Annotated in this window: 21 protein-coding genes; 14 read left to right on the top strand and 7 right to left on the bottom strand. The window is 61.3% G+C overall.

From position 1 onward, the window contains the following. Positions 1–28: 28 nt before the first annotated feature. The 5 genes from PQR42_RS19140 to moaD all read left to right on the top strand — a co-directional run bounded on the left by PQR42_RS19140 (position 29) and on the right by moaD (position 4,511). Positions 29–1,417 carry a cytochrome ubiquinol oxidase subunit I gene (locus tag PQR42_RS19140; protein ID WP_408387080.1) on the top strand — a complete coding sequence of 463 codons (1,389 nt, stop codon included), beginning with the start codon at positions 29–31 and terminating at the stop codon, positions 1,415–1,417. Positions 1,418–1,421: 4 nt separating this feature from the next. Next, entirely contained in the window at positions 1,422–2,429 is a 1,008-nt protein-coding gene (cydB, locus tag PQR42_RS19145) for a cytochrome d ubiquinol oxidase subunit II (RefSeq protein WP_408387079.1), read from the top strand. 80 nt (positions 2,430–2,509) lie between these two features. Continuing rightward, complete coding sequence (locus PQR42_RS19150) at positions 2,510–3,421, top strand: bestrophin family protein (RefSeq protein WP_408208698.1); 912 nt, start codon at positions 2,510–2,512, stop codon at positions 3,419–3,421. A gap of 243 nt (positions 3,422–3,664) precedes the next feature. Further along, positions 3,665–4,213, top strand: a complete 549-nt coding sequence (locus PQR42_RS19155; protein WP_408387078.1) for a molybdenum cofactor biosynthesis protein MoaE — start codon at positions 3,665–3,667, stop codon at positions 4,211–4,213. Positions 4,214–4,253: 40 nt separating this feature from the next. Further along, complete coding sequence (moaD, locus tag PQR42_RS19160; protein ID WP_408208703.1) at positions 4,254–4,511, top strand: molybdopterin converting factor subunit 1; 258 nt, start codon at positions 4,254–4,256, stop codon at positions 4,509–4,511. Between the two features lie 31 nt (positions 4,512–4,542). Here moaD and PQR42_RS19165 read toward each other — a convergent pair whose 3' ends face one another. Then, positions 4,543–5,970 carry an aminotransferase-like domain-containing protein gene (locus PQR42_RS19165; protein ID WP_408387077.1) on the bottom strand — a complete coding sequence of 476 codons (1,428 nt, stop codon included), beginning with the start codon at positions 5,968–5,970 and terminating at the stop codon, positions 4,543–4,545. Between the two features lie 345 nt (positions 5,971–6,315). On the opposite strand from PQR42_RS19165, the gene PQR42_RS19170 reads away from it, so the two are divergent. Beyond that, a complete protein-coding gene (locus tag PQR42_RS19170; RefSeq protein WP_408387175.1) occupies positions 6,316–7,305 on the top strand; it encodes a LysR family transcriptional regulator in 990 nt (329 codons plus the stop codon). Positions 7,306–7,323: 18 nt separating this feature from the next. On the opposite strand, the gene PQR42_RS19175 is transcribed toward PQR42_RS19170, so the two are convergent. Together PQR42_RS19175 and PQR42_RS19180 are read right to left on the bottom strand one after the other, a co-directional pair. Beyond that, a complete protein-coding gene (locus PQR42_RS19175; protein WP_408387076.1) occupies positions 7,324–8,127 on the bottom strand; it encodes a family 1 encapsulin nanocompartment shell protein in 804 nt (267 codons plus the stop codon). Beyond that, a complete protein-coding gene (locus PQR42_RS19180; protein ID WP_408387174.1) occupies positions 8,120–9,175 on the bottom strand; it encodes a Dyp-type peroxidase in 1,056 nt (351 codons plus the stop codon). Before PQR42_RS19180 ends, PQR42_RS19175 begins: the two co-directional genes overlap by 8 nt. A gap of 521 nt (positions 9,176–9,696) precedes the next feature. Here PQR42_RS19180 and PQR42_RS19185 point away from each other — a divergent pair. From PQR42_RS19185 to PQR42_RS19200, 4 genes are all read left to right on the top strand, one after another. Further along, on the top strand, positions 9,697–10,944 hold the full coding sequence (locus PQR42_RS19185) for a LysR substrate-binding domain-containing protein (RefSeq protein ID WP_408387075.1): 1,248 nt from the start codon (positions 9,697–9,699) through the stop codon (positions 10,942–10,944). A 103-nt stretch (positions 10,945–11,047) separates the two neighbouring features. Further along, positions 11,048–11,488, top strand: a complete 441-nt coding sequence (locus PQR42_RS19190; RefSeq protein ID WP_408208713.1) for an ester cyclase — start codon at positions 11,048–11,050, stop codon at positions 11,486–11,488. Between the two features lie 301 nt (positions 11,489–11,789). Beyond that, positions 11,790–12,650: a class I SAM-dependent methyltransferase gene (locus PQR42_RS19195; protein ID WP_408387074.1), complete on the top strand. Its 861-nt coding sequence runs from the start codon at positions 11,790–11,792 to the stop codon at positions 12,648–12,650. Positions 12,651–12,985: 335 nt separating this feature from the next. Continuing rightward, a complete protein-coding gene (locus PQR42_RS19200; protein WP_408387073.1) occupies positions 12,986–14,455 on the top strand; it encodes an MEDS domain-containing protein in 1,470 nt (489 codons plus the stop codon). A gap of 66 nt (positions 14,456–14,521) precedes the next feature. On the opposite strand, the gene PQR42_RS19205 is transcribed toward PQR42_RS19200, so the two are convergent. The 3 genes from PQR42_RS19205 to PQR42_RS19215 form a co-directional block, all read right to left on the bottom strand. Further along, complete coding sequence (locus tag PQR42_RS19205) at positions 14,522–16,420, bottom strand: sensor domain-containing diguanylate cyclase (protein WP_408387072.1); 1,899 nt, start codon at positions 16,418–16,420, stop codon at positions 14,522–14,524. A 153-nt stretch (positions 16,421–16,573) separates the two neighbouring features. Next, a complete protein-coding gene (locus PQR42_RS19210; RefSeq protein WP_408387173.1) occupies positions 16,574–17,293 on the bottom strand; it encodes a hypothetical protein in 720 nt (239 codons plus the stop codon). 39 nt (positions 17,294–17,332) lie between these two features. Beyond that, on the bottom strand, positions 17,333–17,599 hold the full coding sequence (locus tag PQR42_RS19215) for a hypothetical protein (RefSeq protein ID WP_408208727.1): 267 nt from the start codon (positions 17,597–17,599) through the stop codon (positions 17,333–17,335). 50 nt (positions 17,600–17,649) lie between these two features. Here PQR42_RS19215 and PQR42_RS19220 point away from each other — a divergent pair, with 50 nt between their 5' ends. The 3 genes from PQR42_RS19220 to PQR42_RS19230 all read left to right on the top strand — a co-directional run bounded on the left by PQR42_RS19220 (position 17,650) and on the right by PQR42_RS19230 (position 19,577). Next, complete coding sequence (locus PQR42_RS19220) at positions 17,650–17,865, top strand: LuxR C-terminal-related transcriptional regulator (protein ID WP_408208730.1); 216 nt, start codon at positions 17,650–17,652, stop codon at positions 17,863–17,865. Positions 17,866–18,104: 239 nt separating this feature from the next. After that, positions 18,105–18,419 carry a DUF4148 domain-containing protein gene (locus PQR42_RS19225; RefSeq protein ID WP_408208733.1) on the top strand — a complete coding sequence of 105 codons (315 nt, stop codon included), beginning with the start codon at positions 18,105–18,107 and terminating at the stop codon, positions 18,417–18,419. 126 nt (positions 18,420–18,545) lie between these two features. Next, complete coding sequence (locus PQR42_RS19230; protein WP_408387071.1) at positions 18,546–19,577, top strand: alpha/beta fold hydrolase; 1,032 nt, start codon at positions 18,546–18,548, stop codon at positions 19,575–19,577. Between the two features lie 160 nt (positions 19,578–19,737). On the opposite strand, the gene PQR42_RS19235 is transcribed toward PQR42_RS19230, so the two are convergent. Next, positions 19,738–20,700, bottom strand: coding sequence for a LysR family transcriptional regulator (locus tag PQR42_RS19235; RefSeq protein ID WP_408221444.1), 963 nt, complete (start codon positions 20,698–20,700; stop codon positions 19,738–19,740). A gap of 140 nt (positions 20,701–20,840) precedes the next feature. Between PQR42_RS19235 and PQR42_RS19240 the strand changes: the two genes are divergently transcribed. Continuing rightward, entirely contained in the window at positions 20,841–22,130 is a 1,290-nt protein-coding gene (locus PQR42_RS19240; protein WP_408221446.1) for an MFS transporter, read from the top strand. Positions 22,131–22,185: the final 55 nt, after the last annotated feature.

The following is a 22,185-nucleotide window of genomic DNA, read 5'->3' on the forward strand; positions in this document are numbered from 1 at the left end:
CGCTATCACCTGGAGCCGCTGATCAATCATGGAAATTTTCGATGCCTTCCACCTCGCCAGGTTGCAGTTTGCGTTCACGGTTTCATTTCACATTGTTTTCCCCGCGATCAGTATAGGAATGGCCAGTTTCCTCGCCGTGCTGGAGTGGCGTTGGCTGCTGACCGGCGACGTGGTCTACAAGGACATGTTTCTGTTCTGGTCGAAGATCTTTGCGGTCGGCTTCGGCATGGGCGTGGTGTCAGGCGTGGTGATGGCCTACGAGTTCGGTACCAACTGGAGTGGATTTTCCACCATTGCCGGCAACGTCACGGGGCCGCTCCTGACATATGAAGTATTGACGGCATTCTTTCTTGAGGCCGGCTTTCTCGGCGTGATGCTGTTCGGCTGGCAGCGCGTGAGTCCACGCGCGCACTTTTTCGCCACGCTGATGGTGGCGGTCGGCACGTTGATTTCCACTTTCTGGATTCTGGCGTCGAATAGCTTCATGCAGACGCCGCAAGGATTCGCCATGGAGAACGGCCGGATCGTGCCGGTCGACTGGATGAAGGTGATTTTCAACCCATCGTTCCCGTACCGGCTCGCGCATATGACGATCGCCGCGTTCATCGTCGCGGGCTTTATCGTCGCCGCGTGCGGGGCGTGGCATCTGCTGCATGGCCGGCGCGACGGACCGATCAAGCGCAGTTTTTCGATGGCGCTGTGGATTCTGCTTCTGCTGACGCCGATCCAGATTTTCGTCGGCGATGCGCACGGCCTCAACACCCGCGAATATCAGCCCGCCAAGATCGCGGCGATGGAGGGACTGTGGGAAACCGAGAAAGGCGGCACGGCGCTCAATCTGGTCGGTCTGCCCGACATGGAAGCGGAAGTCACGCGCTACGCGGTGCAAATACCGCATTTGGGCAGCCTCATTCTGACCCATAGCTGGGACGGAGAAATCCGCGGGCTCAAGGAGTTTCCAGCCAGAGACCGTCCGTATTCGCCAATCATCTTCTGGACCTTCCGGATCATGGCGGGCCTCGGTATGTTGATGCTGTTGACCGCGTTGCTAGGGCTGCTGCTCAGGTTGAAAGGCCGTCTCTACGAGACGCGGTGGTATCAGGTTTTCGTGCTGTGCATGGGTCCGTCGGGAATTGTCGCGCTGTTGGCCGGGTGGGTCACGACGGAGGTCGGCCGCCAGCCATGGACGGTCTACGGCGTTCTGCGCACTGAGGACTCACTCTCGCCGATCAGTGCCCAGCAAGCGGGCGTTTCATTGCTGATCTTCGTGCTGGTGTACTTCCTGGTATTCGGTATGGGGGTCTACTACATGCTCAAGATGATGAAGCGCGGACCAGAGGAACATGTCGACGCCCGCCAGTCCGTCAAGCATCCGGTCCTGCGCAATCGTCCGCTGGACGCACTGGAACGGGAGTGACGCCATGCAAATCGATCTTCCGGTAGTGTGGGCTGCGATCATCGGACTCGGCGTTTTCATCTACGTGATGCTGGATGGCTTCGATCTCGGCATCGGCTTGCTGTTTCCGTTTTTCGAGGAAAAAGCCGAGCGGCAAGTGATGCTCAACACCATCGCCCCCGTCTGGGACGGCAACGAGACGTTCCTCGTGCTCGGCGGCGCGGGGCTATACGGCGCATTCCCGGTCGTCTATTCGACGCTGCTGCCGGCGAACTATCTGCCGCTGATCCTGATGGTCGTCGGCCTGATCTTCCGCGGGGCGGCTTTCGAATTGCGCGCGAAGGCCACGCGGACCCAGCATGCGTGGGATCTCGCCTTCATTGCCGGGTCGGCTCTCGCGGGGCTTTGTCAAGGCATCGTGCTGGGATCGCTGCTGCAAGGCATCAAGATCGTCGATGACCGTTTCGCCGGCGACCCGTTTGACTGGCTGTCGCCGTTCAGCCTGTTCTGCGGGATCGGTGTGCTATTCACCTATGCGACGCTCGGCTGCGGCTGGCTGATCCTGAAGACGGAAGGCGAACTGCAGCGCAAGATGCGCGAGGTGATGCGGCCGTTGCTGGCCGTGCTGCTGGGGATAATCTTCGTGGTGAGTCTCTGGACCGTGATCGGATTGCCGGCGGTCGAGCATCGCTGGTTCGGGAGCGGCTATCTCGGCTGGTTCATGCCGGTGCCGATTCTCGTGATCGCCTGTGTGTGGGGCATTTTTCGCTCGCTTCGCCTTCAGCATGAAGCAATGCCGTTCCTGCTCACGCTTGCGCTGTGCTTTCTCGGATACAGCGGCTTGCTCATCAGCATCTGGCCAAACATCGTGCCGCCTTCGCTGACGATCTGGAAAGCGTCGTCGAGTCACTCGAGCCAGCTCTTTACGCTGGTCGGCACGGTGATCGTGCTGCCGATCATCCTCGTCTACAACGCCATGCAGTACCGCGTGTTCCGCGGCAAGGTGCGGGAGGGGGACGCCGGCTACCACTGAGGGTGGCTGCACAATGAAGTCATGCATCGGCGCGCGGACGTTTTCATCTCGAGGCAGTCAGCACACTACAAGAGCACATCATGATTGTGAGGCCGACGCAAAACTGGCTCCGGTTGCTGTTCGTCTGGAATGGCTCTGTCCTGCAGTCGATCATTCCCCAACTGGTTTTCATGGCGATCGTGAGCAGTCTCGCGGTCTTGACGCAAGGGCGCATTTTCGGCGAGAAGATACCGCTCAATACCGCGCCCTTCACGTTATTCGGTCTCGCGCTCGCGATCTTTCTCGCGTTTCGCAACAACGCCAGCTACGAGCGGTTCAATGAGGCACGCCATCTGTGGGGCAGCATCCTCATCTCGACGCGCGCGTTGACGTCGCAAATGCTGTGCTATGTTCCGCGCGGAGCGGATAGCCAGAAGATCGCCCACACATTGATTGCGTGTGTCTATGCGCTGAAGCACCAGTTGCGCGGAACCGACCCGGCTGCGGATCTCGTGCACTTTCTCGGACGCTCGCGAGCCGAAGCGTTGCAGCACAGTTGCTACAAACCGGTCGCGCTTCTCAATGACATTCGCCGCGACTTCGCCGAGCTGCATGGTCGGGCATTGGCCTCGGATACCCAGCTCTGGATGTTCGACGCACAGATCAACGAATTGGGAAGCACGATTGGCGGATGTGAGCGGATCGCTTCCACGCCCATTCCGTTTGCTTATAGTGTGTTGCTTCACCGCACCGTATATGCCTATTGTGTTTTGCTTCCGTTCGGTCTTGTCGATTCAGCGGAATTCTTCACACCTCTTCTTTGTGTCTTCATTGCGTATACGCTCATTGCGCTGGAGGCGATTGCGAGTGAAGTCGCCGAGCCGTTCAGTCTCGCGCCGAATGCGCTGGCACTCGATGCGATGACCCGTAACATCGAACGGTCGATTCTTGAATTGTGCGGACGCGAACTTCCCGACGAGGTCGTACCCGTGCGCGCCTATCAGCTCACCTGATGTGGCGCTGGCGAAGCATCTGATCATCCTGCCCGGCAGACGGGCGCACGAAACTGTACTCCTCGAGTTCGATGCAGACTGTGCGTCCCAATCGTGAAGGCGCGGCAGTATCCTGCGACGGAGTCATTCCCGGCCAGTCGATCTTTCGCTCTGAAAGGCGGCTGCTATCGCTCAGTCTCTCAGCGCACGCTGCCCATTTCCTCTGCGATCCCTTGCCAGGCGGGTGCAGACCGGAGAGCCATCATGACGACATCGCCGCTTGATTACATCCGCTCCGACAATCAGTACATCGATGACAGTGGAACCGTTCCGGCGCACCCGCCGATCAGCGCCGCATCGTGCTTCGAGGTACGTGTCCAGCACGAGCCGATCGACCTCCAGTGGGAATTGGCGCCGATCATGCGCAATCCGGACGTGGGGGCGATCGTCAACTTCCTTGGCGTGGTGCGTGATCGAGGCGATGTCGATGATGTGATCGCACTGGAGCTTGAGCATTACCCGGGAATGACTGAGCAATCGCTCGCGGGCATCGTCGAGGAGGCGGCCGCGCGATGGCGTCTCGATGCGGTAAAAATCGTGCATCGGATTGGCCGGGTTGCGCTCGGCGATGCGGTAGTGCTCGTCGTGGTCGCCGCAGCTCATCGTGCGCAGGCATTCGAGGCTTGCGAATTCCTGATGGATATCCTGAAGGCTCATGCGCCGTTCTGGAAAAAGGAAGTCCGGCGGGACGGCACGGCCATCTGGGTCAAGGCCAGGACGAGCGACGAGCGGTCAATGCTGCGGTGGGGATGATGCGCCGCTTCGCCTTGCTTCGGGCAATGGGAGCATGCGTTTGAAACTGACGATCAGATATTTTGCCAGCGTTCGCGAACAACTCGGCGTCTCACAGGAGATCGTGTACATCGACGCCTCCGAACTCACCGTCGACTGCTTGCGCGACAGGCTCGCCTCGCGAGACGAGCGAACGGCCGAGGCACTGCGCGCGGGACGGCCGCTGCGTACGGCCGTCAACCAGGAGATGGTCGCCGAGACGTTTATCGTGCGCGAGGACAGCGAAATTGCGTTCTTTCCGCCTGTCACGGGAGGTTGAGGCGGCTCCGGGTTCAACAGCCAGCGTGTCGCTAGCGGGCGCACAGGGCGGCGAGCTTGCCGACAGTAATCACTGCCTGTTCGATTTCGCTTGACCAGGGGCTGCTGTAATTCAGACGGATGAAGTTCCGAAAGGTCGTCTCCGAGATCGAGAACATGTAGCCCGGTCCGATCGTGATGCCCTGCTCGAGTGCCAGCTTGTAGAGCCGCATCGCGTCGACCTTGGACGGCAATTCGATCCACAGCACGTAGCCGCCCGCGGGGTTGGACATTCGCGTACCTTCAGGAAAGAAGCGCGAGACGATCGCCTTCATCAGGTTCGCCTGCTGCGCATAGATCTTCCGAATCCGTCGCAGATGATGCTCGTAACCATCGCGTTCGAGGAATTCCGCGATCGCCAGTTGCGGAATGGTCGGCGTGGTCAGCGTGTTCAGAAACTTGAGTTTCTCGACCTGATCGCGATAGCGGCCCGGCATCGCCCAGCCAATCCGGTAGGCTGCCGTCAGCGTCTTCGAGAACGACCCACAGTGAAGCACCAGTCCCTTCGTGTCGTAGGACTTCAACGTGCTCGGATACGTGCTGTCGAAGTGCAACTCGTTGTAGACACCGTTCTCGATGACCGGTATGTCCCGTTTCGTCAAGTATTCGACGAGCTCGCGCTTGCGCTCGTCGGGCATCAGAAACCCCAGCGGATTCTGGAAATTCGGCATGACCATGCAGGCGGTGACCGTCTGCGATTCCACGATCGCGGCAAGCGCTTCGATGTCGATACCGTGCTCGGGATGCGTGGACACCTCGATCGCCTTCATGCCCATCCGTTCGATCGCGTGCAGCATCGCGTAGAACGTGGGTGATTCGACGGCGATCGTATCGCCTGGCTTCGCGACGGCCTGCAGGCACAGATTGATCGCCTCGGTCGCGCCGACCGTGATGATGATCTCATTCGGATCGACCGCCATGCCGTTCTCGAGGTAGCGACGCGCAATCTGGCGCACCAGTGTCGCAGTGCCCGGCGGCAGCGCGTCGGTCACGCCCCACCGTGTCTTGCCTCGTCCCGCGTCGTAAGCGTAGCGGTTGAGCTTCTCGAAGGGAAACAGGCTCGCGTCAGGGTAGGGCGAGCCGAGCGGCACCGCGTCGTCGACACCGATCGAGCGCAGCGTGGAAAGCACTAGCCGGCTGACGTCGACCGGCGATGAAATCGGAATCGGTTTCGATGGCCGCAGTTCGAGTGTCTTCCGCTCGCCTCCGTCGCCGCGGAAATTGACGAAATAGCCGGATTGCGGCCTGCTCGTGAGCAGGCCTCGGCTTTCGAGCACTAAATAGGCGCGGATGACCGTGGTCACGCTGATCCGATGCTGCTGGCTGGTCTGCCGCACCGAGGGCAGGCGTTCACCATGGCTGTACACGCCTTGCCGGATCAGCTTTTCGATGTCGTCTGCAAGCTTCTCATAGAGATTCATCGGACGATTTCCCTGGCGTTTTTCAACGGCGGGTTATACCGGCCACTTCGCTGCGGTGCACGCGCTCGTGAAGACGTGCTGCCGTCCGGTGCGCAGATCGTAGCAGAACTGTACTGATGCAAGCCGGGCCGATTTGTGCACTCTCCGACTGACCACCCAGCCTTACTCTGTTCTCCATCGAACGCATGTTCGCGGGTCCTGCTAAAGGGGCCTGTCGATGTGTACAGACTGGAGCCGAAACATGGAAGACGCAAATCTGAAGGGAAGTAGCCACGCATGCCATCAGCCCCCCGACGCTTCGACGTTCGAATCACGCAGGACCGGCGCAAAAGGGGGAGGGGGATGATGAATCTGCTCGAAGCCATGCGCATTTACGTGAGAGTGGTGGAGCGCGAGAGCATTTCCGGCGCGGCCAGGGATCTGAATATCGGGCAGCCCGCCGCGAGCGAACGCATCGAGCGGCTCGAGAAGTACCTTGGTTGCCGGCTTTTGCTGCGCAGTGCACGTGCGTTCAATTGCACGCCCGAAGGCGTGACCTTCTATGAGCGTAGCAAGAGGATTCTGGGCGCCGTCGAGCAGGCGATTGCCGATGTGTCGAACGACGAGCAGGCGCTCAGAGGCACGGTCCGCATTGCGGCGCCTCATTGCTTCGGCGAGACGGTCGTGCCGGAGGCGTTGACGCTCGTACGTGCAGCCTATCCGCAACTGGACCTGGAACTGGTGCTGAACGACCGGATCGTCGATCTCGTGACGGAAGGCGTGGATATTTCCTTTCGTCTCGGGCAACTCGGGGAAGGGGCGTTTATTGCCCGTCAACTCGGGGAGGTCGGGCGTGTGCTCGTGGCAGCGCCGGGCTATCTGAGCCAGCATGGTCCGATCAGCGAGCCGTCCGACCTGATAAGACATTCGTTCATTCGCGTGCAGGGCATGTTCGGCACGGACCAGTTGCCCCTCAGACACCAGGCGAGCGTGGTCGAAAGCGCCCCCATCCGTACCGCGGTGAAGACCAGTCATTGGCGGCCCATGTATGAAATGATCGTCGCGGGTGCGGGCATTGGCGTGCTGGAAGAGCCGGCGTGCGTCGAGGCGCTCGCGGACGGCCGGCTGGTTCGGCTGTTGCCGCAATTCGAGGCGCTGCCTTTCGACGTCAATGTACTGATTCAGGCGCAACGTCCGGTGCCGCCGCGGGTACGCCTGATCGTGATGATGTTGAAACAGTGCACGCCGGAAATCCTCGAGAGAGTGCACGTCGAGTGCGGAAAAATGGCCCGTGGTCTTGAAGTGCTGGCCGACGACGTCGACTCCGCGCTGCCGAAGCAGTCGTTGCGTGCCTGAGCCCGCAACGACCCGCGCTTACTCAGCGAGCGTCAACGACACCGACGCTTCGCTCGTCAACATCAGGAATGTCAGCGTCTCGCGCAGATAAAGGCGCACTACCGCGTCGGTGTGGCTGAGATAGCCGATCGAGAGATCTTCACCGAGATGCAACTCGAAGTCGCCGCCTCGCGTGGAGAGCACGCTGCCGCCGGTCAGCGCCGGTGCCCAGATGATGTCGCCGTTCACGATCCGCTTGATGTGCTCGATCACCGGATAGCCCTGATCGCGCGCCTCGCTGAGCGCCGTGTAGGCGTCGGCGCCGAGCAGTACGGAATAGGGACCGTCCACGCCGGCAAGCCGCAACTCTTCGAGCGCGCTGCTGATCGCGTCCGGATAGTCGCCGATGTCGGCGGGCAGCGCGAGCGGCGGATTCGACGAGCCTTCGCGAATCCCGCCGATCCCCGCAGCCTGATATCCGTCGAAGATCGCGCGATCTTCGGCATAGGCTAGCTCTTTCGCTGCGTCTTTCGCGGGCTGCCAGTCGGCGTCGTTCGCGCCGCGTAACACGCTGTCGATCGCATCGCGCTGCAGCTCGAACGGCACGGTGAACTGGACGAGACTCTTGACCTCCGCCAGCTTCGCCGCGACGCCCTGTTGGGGCGCGGTAATCGCGATCTGATGCCCCGTGCCGACGCCGGCCAGCTCGGTTCCGCCGGGACCCTTGACGTCGACCACGCGACGGCCGGCTACGCTGCGTTTGAACGTGCGCGCCACTTCGTTTTCGATCTGCGACCAGGCGGCACTGGAGATGGGGGCAAGCTCGCGATGCAGGTTATTCATGTTGGGAGATTCCCTTGAGAGAGCCAATATTCAGCGAGCCGTCGTGGCGCGGCTCGGCGGGCGAAGACGGTTCGGGCTGTGATTCGATAGCGGCCGTGACGCTCGGCGGATCGCGGTCCGCGAGCTCCTCGAGCAAGGTGGCCGACGGCACGAAGAAGAGGCCGCCCGTGACGGCGCGGCTAAAGTCGAGCAGCCGGTCGTAATTGCCCGGCGGCCGCCCAATGAACATGTTCTCCAGCATCTGCTCGATCGGCGCGGGCGAACGGGCATAGCCGATAAAGTAGGTGCCGAACTCGCCCGCGCCGAGGCGCCCGAATGGCATGTTGTCGCGCAAGATCTTCACTTCCTTGCCGTTCTCGGTGATCGTGGTCAGCGAGCTGTGCGACGACGACGGTTTGACCGCTGCGTCGAGCTCGACGTCGGACAGTTTCTTGCGACCGATAATGCGCTCCTGAGTCTCGACGGAAAGCGCATTCCAGCCGTCCATGTCGTGCAGGTACTTCTGCACCAGCACATAGCTGCCGCCCTCGAACCCCGGGTCCTCGGTGATGAGCGTGTATTCGTCGGCGGCGCGGCCTGTCGGGTTCTCGGTGCCATCGACAAAGCCCACCATGTCGCGCATATCGAAGTAGCGGAAACCGTGAACTTCATCGACCACGGTGACCGCGTCGCCGAGTGCGCCGAGCAACTGCGTGGCGAGCTCGAAGCAGAGATCCATGTGATCGGCGCGGATGTGCAGCAGGAAATCGCCCGGCGTTCCCAGCGCGCGCCGTTCGCCTTCGCCGATGTCCCGGAACGGATGCAGGAGGGCAGGCCGGGGCGCGCCGAACAGCCTGTCCCATGCGTCGGAGCCGAAGGAACAGACGCACGACAGATTGCCGGAAGGCACCCGCTTGCCGACCGCGCGCACGAGGGCGGCGATGTCACCGCACCATTCGCGCACCTTGGCCTCCTGATCGCGATCGTTCGCGATGGTCGCGACAATAAAGATCGCGCTGCGGGAGACGTCATTACAAATTGCTTGCGGTTCCGGGATTTCGTTGGGCATCGGCTTGAGTGTTGAGAGACCGTTACGGATTCCGACAGCAGTAGAACCCATGTCGTTCCGCCTACGCGTTTCACATGCCGGAGGCGGGCGCGAGTTTCGTTTGAATGATTGAAGCGGGTTAGCTGTTGCGGCCACCTCGGGCATGCGGGCCGCTTGCCTCGTCGCCGGGAGGGCGCAACACGCGTGACATGCTTGACGTCCATCACGCCCCATGGATGTTATACCGAGCAGGTACTTTGTGGAAACCGTGCGCCGGCTTTGGGACGCGATAAATTCTACGGCGATTCCGCGCCAACGCTCGCGGTTCCTTTCGATACTTCATATCGGGTCGAGCGGCTTTTCATTCCACTGTCACCTCGCTAATATCCGCCGGTAGGAAGGCAATCCATCGAGCCTGTCTATCGGATTGGCAAAAGGACAGAGGTGATTCGTTCGCATTGCAAATAGATGTTGGTGCAATGAGCGGCCGTCGAGCGACGTCGGACGCGAATCGATCGCGTGCTGCGGATTGGAGCGACAGCATGAACCAGTCCAAACCGAAGAGGAAACCCGCTGCATACCATCGACCTCGCACGGTTCGCATCGCGGCACCTCACTGCTTCGGCGAGACGGTCGTGCCGAAGGCATTGGCGCTTGTACGAGCAGCCTATCCGCAACGGGATATGGAGCTAGTGCTGAACGACAGGATCGTCGATCTCGTGACGGAAGGCGTGGATATTTCCTTTCGTCTTGGACAGCTCGGAGAAGGGGCGTTCATTGCTCGCCAACTCGGGCAGATCGCGCGTGTCCTCGTTGCCGCGCCGGCCTATGTGGATCGGCATGGTCCGATCAGCGAGCCATCCGATCTGGAAAAACATCCGTTCATTCGAGTCCGGGGCATGTTCGGCGCGGGCCAGTTGCCGCTCAGGCATCTGACGAGTGTCGTGGAGAGTGTTCCTATCCATGCCGCGGTGAAGACCAGTCATTGGCGGCCCATGTATGAAATGATCGTCACGGGTGCGGGCATTGGCGTGCTGGAAGAGCCGGCCTGCGCCGACGCGCTCCTGGCCGGCCGGCTGGTCCGCCTGTTGCCGGGTTTCGATCTGCCGCCTTTCGAGCTGAATCTGTTGACTCAAACACAACGCGAGGTGCCGACGCCGGTACGGCTGATCGTGGCGATGCTGCTGAAGTGCGTGCCAGAAATGCTCCGAGGAGTGCGCGCGGCGAATCATGCCCATTTCGACCTATACCAGGAATCGGAAACAAAAAAGTGGCACGCTTTTCGAAAGTCGCTATCTTTGACAGATAACGTTTGCGATGTGAGGAGCTATCCAATGGCACAACAGTTGATCGTCGCGGTTTTCGATAGCGTTGACGTAGCCGAACGCGCGGGGCGGGATTTCAGGAACTTCGAGGAAAAAGATCTCGGTTTCAAGATCGAGAGCGGCGTGCTGGTGCAAAAAGACGCCACGGGTCAACTGACCGTGCTCGACGAGCAGACTCGGCCGTTTTGGGGGACTGTGATCGGCGCGCTGACTGGCGGCCTGATCGGCATGCTCGGTGGACCGGCAGGCGCGGTCGTGGGCTTCACGATCGGTGCGAGCGGCGGGCTGGCTGGGCATGCGATCAAGGAAACACTCGATAATGAACTGGTCGCATCGATAACCAGCAAGCTCACTGCCGGCAGCGTGGCGTTCATCCTCGAGGCGCAGGAAGCGTCACCGTTTGAAGTCGACAATATCGTGCGCGGCTATGGTGGAAGTGTTTTTCGCAAACCACTCGGCCGATGACGAACATGGCGCGCCGAAATACTTGCTTATCACGCGAATGCCTGAAGCTGCCCGATATGATTCGGTCTAACATGGTGACTTGCATCTTCAGGAGCAACGGATCATGACCTCAGGTACCGACGAAGTGGCGGCTCGTGCAGCGGTTGAAGGCTTCTATCGAGCGTTCGAGCAGAGAAGCGTCGAGTTGTTGGGGAAGGTTGTCACCCCTGACTGGCAGTATATTCCGGAGCCTCGCGGGGCCACTCACGGACCCGGTCAAATGGTTCAGGTGTTCCATGACATTGCGACCGCGCTTCCGGACATGAAAGTCGAAATTCTCGACTTGCTGGTGCATGGAGACCGGATAGGTGTTCGCGCGGAGATTAGCGGCACGCAAACCGGGAAACTGCTCGGCATTGACGCGAGTTCCAAGCACGTGAAATTCGCGATTCATTCTTTCCATCAGATGCGTGGAAATCTGATCGAGAAAACCTGGCACCTCGAGGACTGGCTATCGCTGTTTCGGCAGCTTGGACAGGTGCCAAAAATGCTCGATCGGCCTTGAAGCGGTCATCGGGTATCGGCAGTGTTTCAGTGCTGATAATGCATTGCCGCAGCGATCAGAAGACGAAACGGTAACGCGAGTAGCACTGCCCCGGCGACTCCGAGCAGCCACAATCCAACGAACCATAAGAGGCGTTTGCTGAACGTCGTCTTGCGATCAGGGCTTGTCTGTGACACGCTGTCCCTCGTCATCCGTCATACCCACTTCTCCATCATAGCCTGTTGTGGGCGGCAGGATCGCGGCCGGTGATCCTGTGCGATGGCAAGTAGGAGCCGAGAACGAACAAACAGGATTGAAAGTCATGAACGACAAGCGAGATGTAGCCCCGGACAGCACAGCAGCGCGCGTCGCCTTGTGGCGCGCGCTGCATGTCGAGGCCGACCCGCCGCCGCATGTGCTGGAAGACGAAATCGGCCTTAAGCTGCTGGCTCCGGACGAGGACTGGCGCGCCCGCGGTGACATGGACCCGCAGTTCACGCGGCCCTTCCGCGCCTCGATCGTGGCTCGGGCTCGCTTCATCGAAGACCTGGTCGTGGAACAGGCCGGGCGAGGGCTGAGTCAGTACGTCATCCTCGGCGCCGGCCTCGACAGCTTCGCGCAGCGCAGGCCGGAGATCGCGTCCCGCCTCAAGGTGTTCGAGATCGACCAGCCAGGTCCTCAGGCATGGAAGCGTCAACGCCTGGTCGAGCTCGGCTTCGGCGTCCCGGACTGGCTGCGCTTCGTGCCGGTCGATTTCGAGGCGGGCCGGAACTGGCGGGACGAGCTGATGACTGCCGGCTTCGATGAAACCAAGCCGGCAATCGTGGTCTCCACGGGCGTCAGTATGTATCTCACCAGGGACGCGAACGCGGCCGCGCTGCGCCAGGTCGCGACCCTCGCCCCGGGATCGACGCTCGCCATGACGTTCCTGCTCCCGCTGGAACTGGCGGACCCCGAGGTACGTCCGGGACTCGAGATGGCGGAGAAGGGCGCGCGAGCGAGCGGCACACCTTTTCTCAGCTTCTTCACCCCGCCGGAGATGCTGGCGCTGGCCCATGAAGCCGGCTTTAGAGAGGCACGGCACGTCTCGGCGGCCGATCTTACCCAGCGCTATTTCGCGGGCAGGACCGACGATCTGCGTCCGCCGAGCAATGCGGAGGAACTGCTTGTAGCGAACACATAGCTGCTCTCGCACTTTCTGACTCGACATGAGCGCGCGGATGCTCACACGTCCCCAAGTCCTATACCAATCCGAATTGACGCGTGTGTGACCACGCGCTCTTTCGCGTCAAGAAACATGCCTAGGGAAAACAACTATTCATTCAAAATCTCCCCTCGCGTACTTTCGAATCCTGCTGAATCCCAAATATCGAGCACCAACGCGGCAGTTCCGCTTCCTGTCCTTCAGGATCGCCGGAACGACGCGGGAGGTGCCGTGACATTTATATTCGAGCGCGCGGGACATCGTTAAAACCTAGCGCGACTGTGGTTCTTGACCCACGCACTTTCAGGGAAACGATGACCACCGGAACGCGCAAAAGCGGTTTTCCCGCGCTTGGAGCCCTCCCTTGGGGCTCACATCTGTGTCACTTCTACGAATCGCGTAGCGAATTGCTCAGCGTCACCGCGGACTTCCTTCATGCCGGACTCGCCAATCGCGAGGCGGCCGTGTGGGTCGCGCCCGCGTTGCTGGGACCCGACAAAGCCCGCTATATGCTCACGCGAACCGCGCCCGCACTCGCTGACTATATCGACGCGGGCCAATTGCAGATTCTCGACGGCGCACAGATCTACTCCTCGCCTAAAACGGGCTTCAACGGCGGCGCCACCGTGGGCTTGTGGTCGAAGGCGATCAACGACGCGCTGGGGCGAGGCTTCGAAGGACTGCGAGTGGCCGGCGACGCCGTCTGCAACGAAACCACCGACTGGGTCGCGCTGCTCGACTACGAAGCCTCGCTGAAGGAGAAGCTCGCGGCGCGGCCGATCATCGGCTTGTGCACGTACTGCGTGCAAAAGCTTCGCACTGCACAGACGCGGGAAATCGAGCGCCTGCACGATGCGAAGATCGAGCCGCCGCGCGTCGAGATCTCCGGGCATTCGCGCGAACAAGCGGGTCGGCAGAGCGTGCAACGGCCGGAGAACGCGGCGACACCTGCCGAACGTAGCGACGAAACGAAAGAAGCATCGATCGGTGCAACGATAGGCCACGAGATCCGCAATGCGATCACGCCGCTTGGCCTGCTCGCGCGTCTGTTGAACACCCAGTACGGCCATGACGAACAGTTGACACGGTATGCGCTTCTGCTCTCGCGGCAAGCAAGCCTCCTCGGGCAGTTGGCCGAGCAATTGATGGCGCCGGATGATGCGGAGGTCGCCGGTTCCCTTGAAACGGCGATCGGCGCTTTGGCATGTTCGTCGCGCGAGAGAACGGTTGCGCATCCCGCGCCGGTCGACGTCGGCGATCTGCTTGCGCATTGTGTTCAGGTAGCTGAAGCGGGCGCGCCCGATCACGCACCCATTCAACTGGCGGCAAGCGACGCGCCGATGCGGGTGCAAGGCGACTTCGGCAAGCTGACCCAGGTGTTCGTCAATCTGCTGGTCAATGCGCTCAAATATTCGGCGGGCGCGGATGCGATCAAGGTGACGGCGTCCCGCGCCGGACGTTACTGCTATATCAGCGTGCGCGACGAAGGCCTCGGCATCGCGCCGGGCGAGCTCGCGACCATCTTCAGGCCCTACGCGCGCGGGCGTGCGGGCTGCGCGTTGGGCGCCAAGGGGCATGGACTCGGGTTGGCGGTGGTGCGCGATATCGTCGCGAGCCATGGCGGCACCGTCGAGGCGTTTTCCGAGGGACTTGGCCGCGGCTCGGAATTCGTGGTGCGCTTGCCGCTGGCGAGCATGGTCACGCCGGTCAAGACGATCGCGCCCGAAGCACACGAGCGCGATGCGGTTTGCGCCACGCCCGTTAAGCAAGGCATTGCCGCGTAGCGCACCACGCTATCTCAACACCGAACGTCCGCCTGATCCGCACGTGATTGGTGACGCGTCGCGTCGTCAGGCCACACACGTGCGGTTGCGGCCGAGCCGCTTTGCCGAATACAGCGCCATGTCCGCTGCAGCGACCACGCTGCTGCCATCGCCGCACTTGTCACTGCGCTGCGCGCAGACGCCGAGGCTGATCGTGACGACTCCCGACACGCTCGGCGGATGGGGAAGCCGTAGCTTTTCCACGTCCTCGCGAATCTGCTCCGCGACGGCGAGTGCCCGGTCCGGTTCGGCGTGCGCCAGAATCAAGGCGAATTCCTCGCCGCCATAGCGCGCGACCATGTCGGTGTACTTTGCAGAAGATGACGCTATCGAGCGGGCGATGGTGCGCAAGCATTCATCGCCTGTCTGATGGCCGAAGTGATCGTTGTAGCTCTTGTAGTTGTCGACGTCGATCATGACGACAGCCAGATAGGTCGCCGTATGCGAACCCTGCTGGCAGCGCTGCTTGAGTTCGCGATCGAAGTAGCGGCGATTGAATAGTCCCGTGAGACTGTCGCGGAACGCGAGGCCTTCCAGTTCGCGGCGCTCGTCGGCGTGGCGCTGTTCGATGGCTCTTTGTTCCGTCACGTCGCGCGCCATGGCGGTGAGGCCGTTCAATGTGCCGGACAACGGATCGATCACCGGACGCACGTGCGTTTCTATCCATCGCAAGCCGCCGTCGCGCGGAAAACGGCTGATCTGCGAGGCGTCGCCTCGGCCGGTCGCGACCTGCTCGATCATCGCCGCCAAGGTGTTGCGATCGGCGGCGTCGACCAGATCCGCGTAATGCATGCCGATCAACTGCTCGGGCGCGCGACCCCACGCGTCGAACGCACGCGGTGACACGTAGGTCAGCTTGCCGTCGAGTTGCATGCTCATCACGACATCCGTGGCGTTTTCCGCCAGCGTGCGGAAGCGTTTTTCGCCGTCACGCAGGAGCCCGATCATGCGGTTGCGCTGCATCTGGATCGCGCTGATCGGCAGCGCCACGCCGAGTGCGGCGACGAAAAACAGCTGCAAAGCGAAGACGCGATGCTGCATGCTCTCGAACGGATAAGCCCAGAGCGGCCCCGAACCGTGCGCGGTGAACCACAGCGCGATCGCGAGACAAAGGAGTAAGCCAAGCAGAACGCCTGCAATTTCGGCCTGAAACGCGAGCAGCACAATGGGCGGAAGTACCCAGTACAACAATGGCGCGCTGATCTGCAATCCGAATATGCAGCTCGTCACCACGCCCACCAACGCCACCAGCGCGCAGGTCTTCAAGCGATTGCCGCTACGCAGAACCCGGGCAAGCTCGCCGCTCCAGAACACCATCGCGACCGGCGTGATGATGATGAGGCTCAAACCATCCGAGATGAACCAGGGCGCCAGCGTGGGCAAAAGTAAATGGCCGATTCTGCCCTCGAGCAAAAGCGTGGCCCACAAGCCTGACGCGGCCGACGCAAGCAGCACGCCGCCGAAGAGGAATTTGAGGAGCGCTTTGGGCCGGATAAACTCGGCCACCGTCGTCACGCGCGGAGCAAACGCGAATGCAATGACGACCTGAAGCATATCCGCCGACGTGAACGAGACCGACGTGTGCAGGCTGCGTCCTATCAGCAGATTGGCGGTGAAGTCGCCTAGCGTGCCGCCGCACAAGACCCAGCGCCGCTGTTCCCGCCGCGCGACGATCATCTGAGCGAGCAGCACCGCGTTGCTCAGCCACATCGGCGCAACCTGGCCGGTCATGGCCCGCAGGCCCCGGCTTGCAAGGAACGCCAGTGCGGTTACCACCAGTGCGGCGAGCAAGGCCGTGCTCTTTTGCCAATACGTCGGCGAGGACAACGGTTCGGCGATGCGCGCTTGAGGCAGTGATGTCCGCGCGGCGGACCCATCGGTTACGGCAATTTCGGGCGTCCGTGTCCCGGTTCGCGGGCGTGTCATAACCATTCTCGTTGTGCAACGACTGTCGCGGACCGTCAACCGCGGGCAGCATATCGCTGCCGCTATGTTGACGGCTGCCTGGAGGCCAATCTTGAGGCCGTTGCCCGCACGAGGCAAGGCTCAGTTGCAACAACCCGCCGTAAACTCCGACGATCATTCAACCCTGCACCAACGACCAGATTCCGGGCACACGATAGCTGGTTCACCATTCACGCAGACTTGCTCTTCATCCGGCTGCAATGGGGTCGAAGGTGCTATGTCGATGTCGAAGACAACGTTAAGCGCGCGCGCAACATGGACATCTTCGATCGGAAGCTCCCACGTCAGGAATATTTGCGTGCAATCCTGATCCGGCGCGAAGTCGGCCGCATTAAAGCCGCTGCTGCCGCGCCGGATCACCCCATGCGGCTGGCCGGTGTCGAATATCACCGCCGTTCCGCGAGTCAGAGGAAAGCGATGACCTGTACCGGGGAAATGCACATCCAGCCCCTTGTCCTCGCTGAGGAAGAGATTGCAAAAGGCCGCACCGCCATATTGCGCACCGTCATGGTGATACCTCGCACCGCGGCAGGCCATGAGGGCAATGTCGCTGTCGGCAAGCACCCCGGGCAGTCCGAGCGAACCCGTCCACTCGGACATTGCGCGCACGCAGCGTGGGTAGTCCGGCCAGCGCACCTGCGTTCGCGCCAACGGCATGACCTCGACGTCGCCGGGTTCGAGGACCATGCGCGACGACGTCTCCCTGTCCCAATCCGCGAGCACACGAGCAGGGGGCACCGGCACGTCGAGCGTGCCTGACAGCACGATGTCACTCACGCTCCGACTGCGAATGGCATCGCCGCTCCAGAAATAGGAAGTCAGTATGTCTCGCATCGATGCTGTTGATGAGGGGCTCATCTACAGCATTGTAAGTTACCGACCCGCTTTGAACTGTGTCCACAGCCTGTTTGGGAGGCGAAGGATTTCGGCCGGCAAAGGCAATGACAGAATGAGCGATTTCATCTTCTCACCGCGAGGATAGACCGCTTCATTGTCGGCACAGCACGCCGTCGCCAACTCGACGACAAACAGTTCTGGCATGCGCTCATCGACCTGTTGCGCAAAGTGGTCCACTTCGACAACTGGGTGGCGATGATCTTTTGGCCCAACGGAAAACCTCAGTTGATCGCTGAGATACAAACGCGCACGCCGTACGACGAACTGTTCAAGGGTAGCTGAACGGCATCTATTTGCTGGACCCTTTCTATCAATTCAGCCTCGGCGCAATCAGCCCAGGCGATATTGTCTGGATGAAGTCGCGCCCGATCATTTCCGCCAGACCGCAACTGTGTGTGTCACCCGCCACGGCCAAGGTTCACCGGCGCAATCTCTACCGGAAACTGAACATTTCCTCCCAGGCAACACTGTTTCTGCTCATCATGGACGAAGAGTCAGAGGCAAGCTGAACCGGCTCGATTCGCATCGGCAATCTCAGGGAGGCGAGCGACTTTGCCTCGCCCCGCTTCTTTGTATCGCAATGTATCTGCGCCGTAGCAGGGTACATAACGTTTCACCAACGGGCATTGCCGACATAAGCCAGATACGTCCGCGGGGTCTAATGCTTCCAAGCCAGCCGAACTGGCCTTGCTAACTGGAAACGCAAACGGGCGTTTGCGTGGAAGACATTTCTCTCGAGGTGAAAGTCATGAAAGTCATTCAATCGCTTATCGTTGCCGCTGTCGTTGCTCTCCCGGCCCTGTCGTTCGCGCAATCGAATCAGCCGCTTACGCGGGCCGAGGTCCGTGCGGAACTCGCCCAGTTGGAGAAGGCCGGTTACAACCCCGCGAGCGATGAAACGCAGTATCCCAGGAATATCCAGGCTGCCGAAGCTCGCGTGAGCGCACAAAACGGGCTGACGGCATCGTCATACGGCCCGGCGACGGCCGGCAGCTCGGCGTCGGGCTCGCGTGCGTCGGATACCGAAGTGATTGGTCTCGGCGCCATTTACGCCAAGCCGTAACGGAAGGTCGGCTTCGACGATGCGGGTTCTTGCCAGCCACGCCTCGCGATGTTTTGATTCTGGATACGGTGCGTCCTGTGGGCGCACCGTTCAATTCAGCGCTGTCGCACATAAGGAGAATTAGCCATGTCTGACCAGATCAACACCCGGCGTCGTCGTCTGCTCGGGACGACGGTTGCGGGCCTCAGCCTGATGGAACTGGGACTGAGCGGGCTTGCCAACGCGCAATCCAACAGCACGAAGGCGGGAGCCAGTGTCGCCTCGTTCGACAACCTGAAGCAGATCAATGCCGGCACGCTCAGCATCGGCTACGCCGAAGCGGGTCCGCGGAACGGACCGGTGGTGATCCTGCTGCACGGCTGGCCGTACGATATCTATGCCTTTGCCGAAGTCATGCCGTTACTGGCGGCGGCTGGCTATCGCGTCATCGCGCCGTATCTGCGTGGCTATGGCACGACGCGCTTCCTGTCCGCGGATACACCGCGCAACGGGCAACAGGCCGTCGTGGCGGTCGATATCATCGCGTTGATGGATGCATTGAAGATCGACAAGGCGATTTTCGGCGGCTTCGACTGGGGTGCGCGCACGGTGAATATCATCGCCGCGCTGTGGCCTGAACGATGCAAGGCGATGGTGTCGGTGAGCGGTTATCTGATCGGCAGCCAGGAGGCGAACCGCACGCCGTTGCCGCCGAAGGCGGAACAGGCCTGGTGGTATCAGTTCTACTTCGCCACGGAGCGCGGCGCTGCGGGCTATGAAGCCAACCGCCACGACTTCAACAAGCTGATCTGGCACACGGCGTCGCCGAAATGGAATTTCGACGATGCGACGTTCGAGCGTTCGGCGCAATCGTTCAACAACCCGGATCATGTTGCGGTGGTGATTCACAACTATCGCTGGCGTCTGGGGCTGGTGAAGGGTGAGGCGCAATACGACGATCTGGAGAAGCGTCTGGCAGCGGCGCCGACGATTTCCGTGCCGACCATCACGATGGAAGGCGACGCGAACGGCGCGCCGCATCCCGACCCGGCGGCGTACGCGAAGAAGTTCACCGGCAAGTACGCGCACCGGAATATCGGCGGTGGGGTCGGACATAACCTGCCGCAGGAAGCACCGAAAGCATTTGCGGATGCCGTGATCGACGTCGCACGTTTCTAGCAGCCCGCGCGCGATAGAGCCGCGTCAGCCGGCCGCGTTAGGCCACGGATGTAAAGAGGCATAGTCCACAACAACGGGCCGCAGCGACACACAAGATCGCTGCGGCCCGTTTGCCTATTCCGAGGCCGATCGTTCGGCCACTGGCGCACGCCATGCACCGTTATCCGTTTCGCCGGCCACCAGCCTTTCGCCGTGGGCTGTCTTTCGCTTTGGACGTAGCGAACATCGGCATGCGTTCCTGAATCCACTTGAGCAGTTCGAGCGGCCCCGCTGCAAGCGGCCGGCCGGTTTTGACCAGCACTCTGGCCTGCGCACTTTCAAACAACGGATGCGCAATCGGGACCGTGGTCAGTTCACCGCTGGCGAGCTCCCGGTATGCTGCGAACTCCCCGATGAGCGTCACAAAGTTTTCCGCCGTCACAAAACGCTTCAACGCGCTCAGCGAGTTCGTCGTCAACGTCGGGCGGATCACCACGTTCTCCGCCAACTCCAACATCGAAACGACATGGCCGATGCCGAACGTGGAAGGCATCAGCGCGAGCGGGTAAGCGCGCAGATCATCGACGCCCGCCGGCCCTTTCCGTTTGACGAGCGGATGATCTTTTCTCAGTAACAGCACGACGGGCTGGTGCGAACTGGCTCGATACTCGATACGCGGGTGGGGCGGCGGATTGTAAGCCAGCCCGATATGAGCCCGGCTTTCCGCCACGTCGTCCAGCAGTGCGTCCACGGCCTGCGTCGTCATGCTGATCTCCAGGTGCGGATAGCGCGTGCAAAACGGCGCCAGCACGTCGTCGACGAGCGTGTCGACGAAACCTTCGCTGATGGACAACTGGATGCGTCCCTTCTGAAGCCCACGCAACGCGTGCAACTGGTCCTCGAGTTTTTCCTGCTGCGACCGGTAACCCTGCCAGAACTCGAGCAGATGCGCCGCGGCCTCCGTCGGCTTGACGCCGCGCGCCTGGCGTTCGAACAGCACGGTGCCCAATTCGTCTTCGAGCAGCTTGATCTGCCGCGTGATGACCGACGGCGACGTATTGATGTGGTCGGCGGCGCCGCGGATGGTGCCGTGAGTCAGCACTTCGTGGAAATACCGAAGACGCTGCTGGTTGATTTCTCGCATTTGATCGCTCCAGCGCCAATTGTCGTTGTCTACAGAGCAACGATATGTGAACTTAGTTGCTCTTGCTAGTCGGGTTTTGCCCTGCCACCATCAACTTAACCCGCACGACGGGCCCACGGACGCAAAACCGGGAGACACGCATGTCAGCAATCCATCCATCGGCCGCCGGCGATCCTGCCTCAGCGCTGTACAGCAAGCTCAACTGGCGGCTCCTGCCGTTTCTCGTGACCTGCTACATGTTTGCGTATCTGGACCGCGTCAACGTCGGCTTCGCCAAGCTGCAGATGCAGACCGACCTGGGTTTTTCAGACGCTGCCTACGGCGTGGGCGCGGGCATCTTCTTCATCGGCTACGTCCTGTTTGAACTGCCGAGCAATCTCATGTTGCCGAGAGTCGGCGCGCGGCGCACGTTCAGCCGCATTCTCGTGCTGTGGGGCATTACGTCAGCCTGCATGCTATTCGTGCGCAGCGTGCCGGCCTTTTATGCCATGCGATTTCTCCTCGGCGTGTTCGAGGCGGGTTTCGCACCGGGCATGATCTATTACCTGTCGTGCTGGTACGGGCCCGCGCGGATGGCACGCGCCATTGCACTCGTGTTCGTCGCCGGGCCGCTTGGCGGGATTGTCGGCGGCCCCGTGTCGGCGTGGCTCATGACGAGTCTTTCCGGCGTCGGCGGCCTGGCCGGCTGGCAGTGGATGTTTCTCGTGGAAGGCCTGCCGTGCATCGCACTCGGCCTCCTGACGCTGCGCGTGTTGTCCGACCGGCCCGAGCAGGCGCGCTGGCTGAGCGACGACGAAAAGTTGCTGCTGGGACGGGAAACCGCGCCGGCCGAGCATCGCGCGGACTCGTTCAAGGCCGTGCTGAAGAGCCCGAGAGTCTATGTGCTCGCGCTCGCTTACTTCAGCATCATCTTTCCGATCTATGCGATCAGCTTCTGGTTGCCGACGCTGCTCAAAGAGCAGGGCGTGAGCGACACGATCCGCCTCGGCTGGTACACCGCGATTCCCTATGTCGCGGCCGCCGTCTGCATGTACCTCGCGGGCCGCAGCTCGGACCGGGTAGGCGAGCGCCGCTACCACTGCGCGATTCCGGCGCTTGGCGCGGCGATGTGCCTGGTCGCGGCCGTCTTTGCCGACGGGAGTGTGACGCTCACACTCGTGGCATTGACGCTGGGCACGGCTTGCCTCTGGATGGCTTACACGGTTTTTTGGGCGATTCCGTCCCAGCTTGTCGAGGGAACAGCGGCGGCGGGCGGCATCGCGCTAATCAATACCGTGGGACTGTCCGGCGGCTTCTGGGGGCCTGCTGTGGTCGGTTGGGCCAAGGCATCGACGGGCAGCATGCATACCGGGCTCTTCGTCATGGCTGGCGCCGCCGCGTTGGCCGCCATTCTGATATTGACGGGCAAGCTGACGCTCAAGCAGGACTAAGGGCTGTTGAGTCTGCTTTCCGAAGTCTTTGTCGAAATCTAAAAGATAGGCATCC

This window comes from Paraburkholderia sediminicola, from assembly GCF_046027355.1.
GTDB lineage: Bacteria > Pseudomonadota > Gammaproteobacteria > Burkholderiales > Burkholderiaceae > Paraburkholderia > Paraburkholderia sediminicola_B.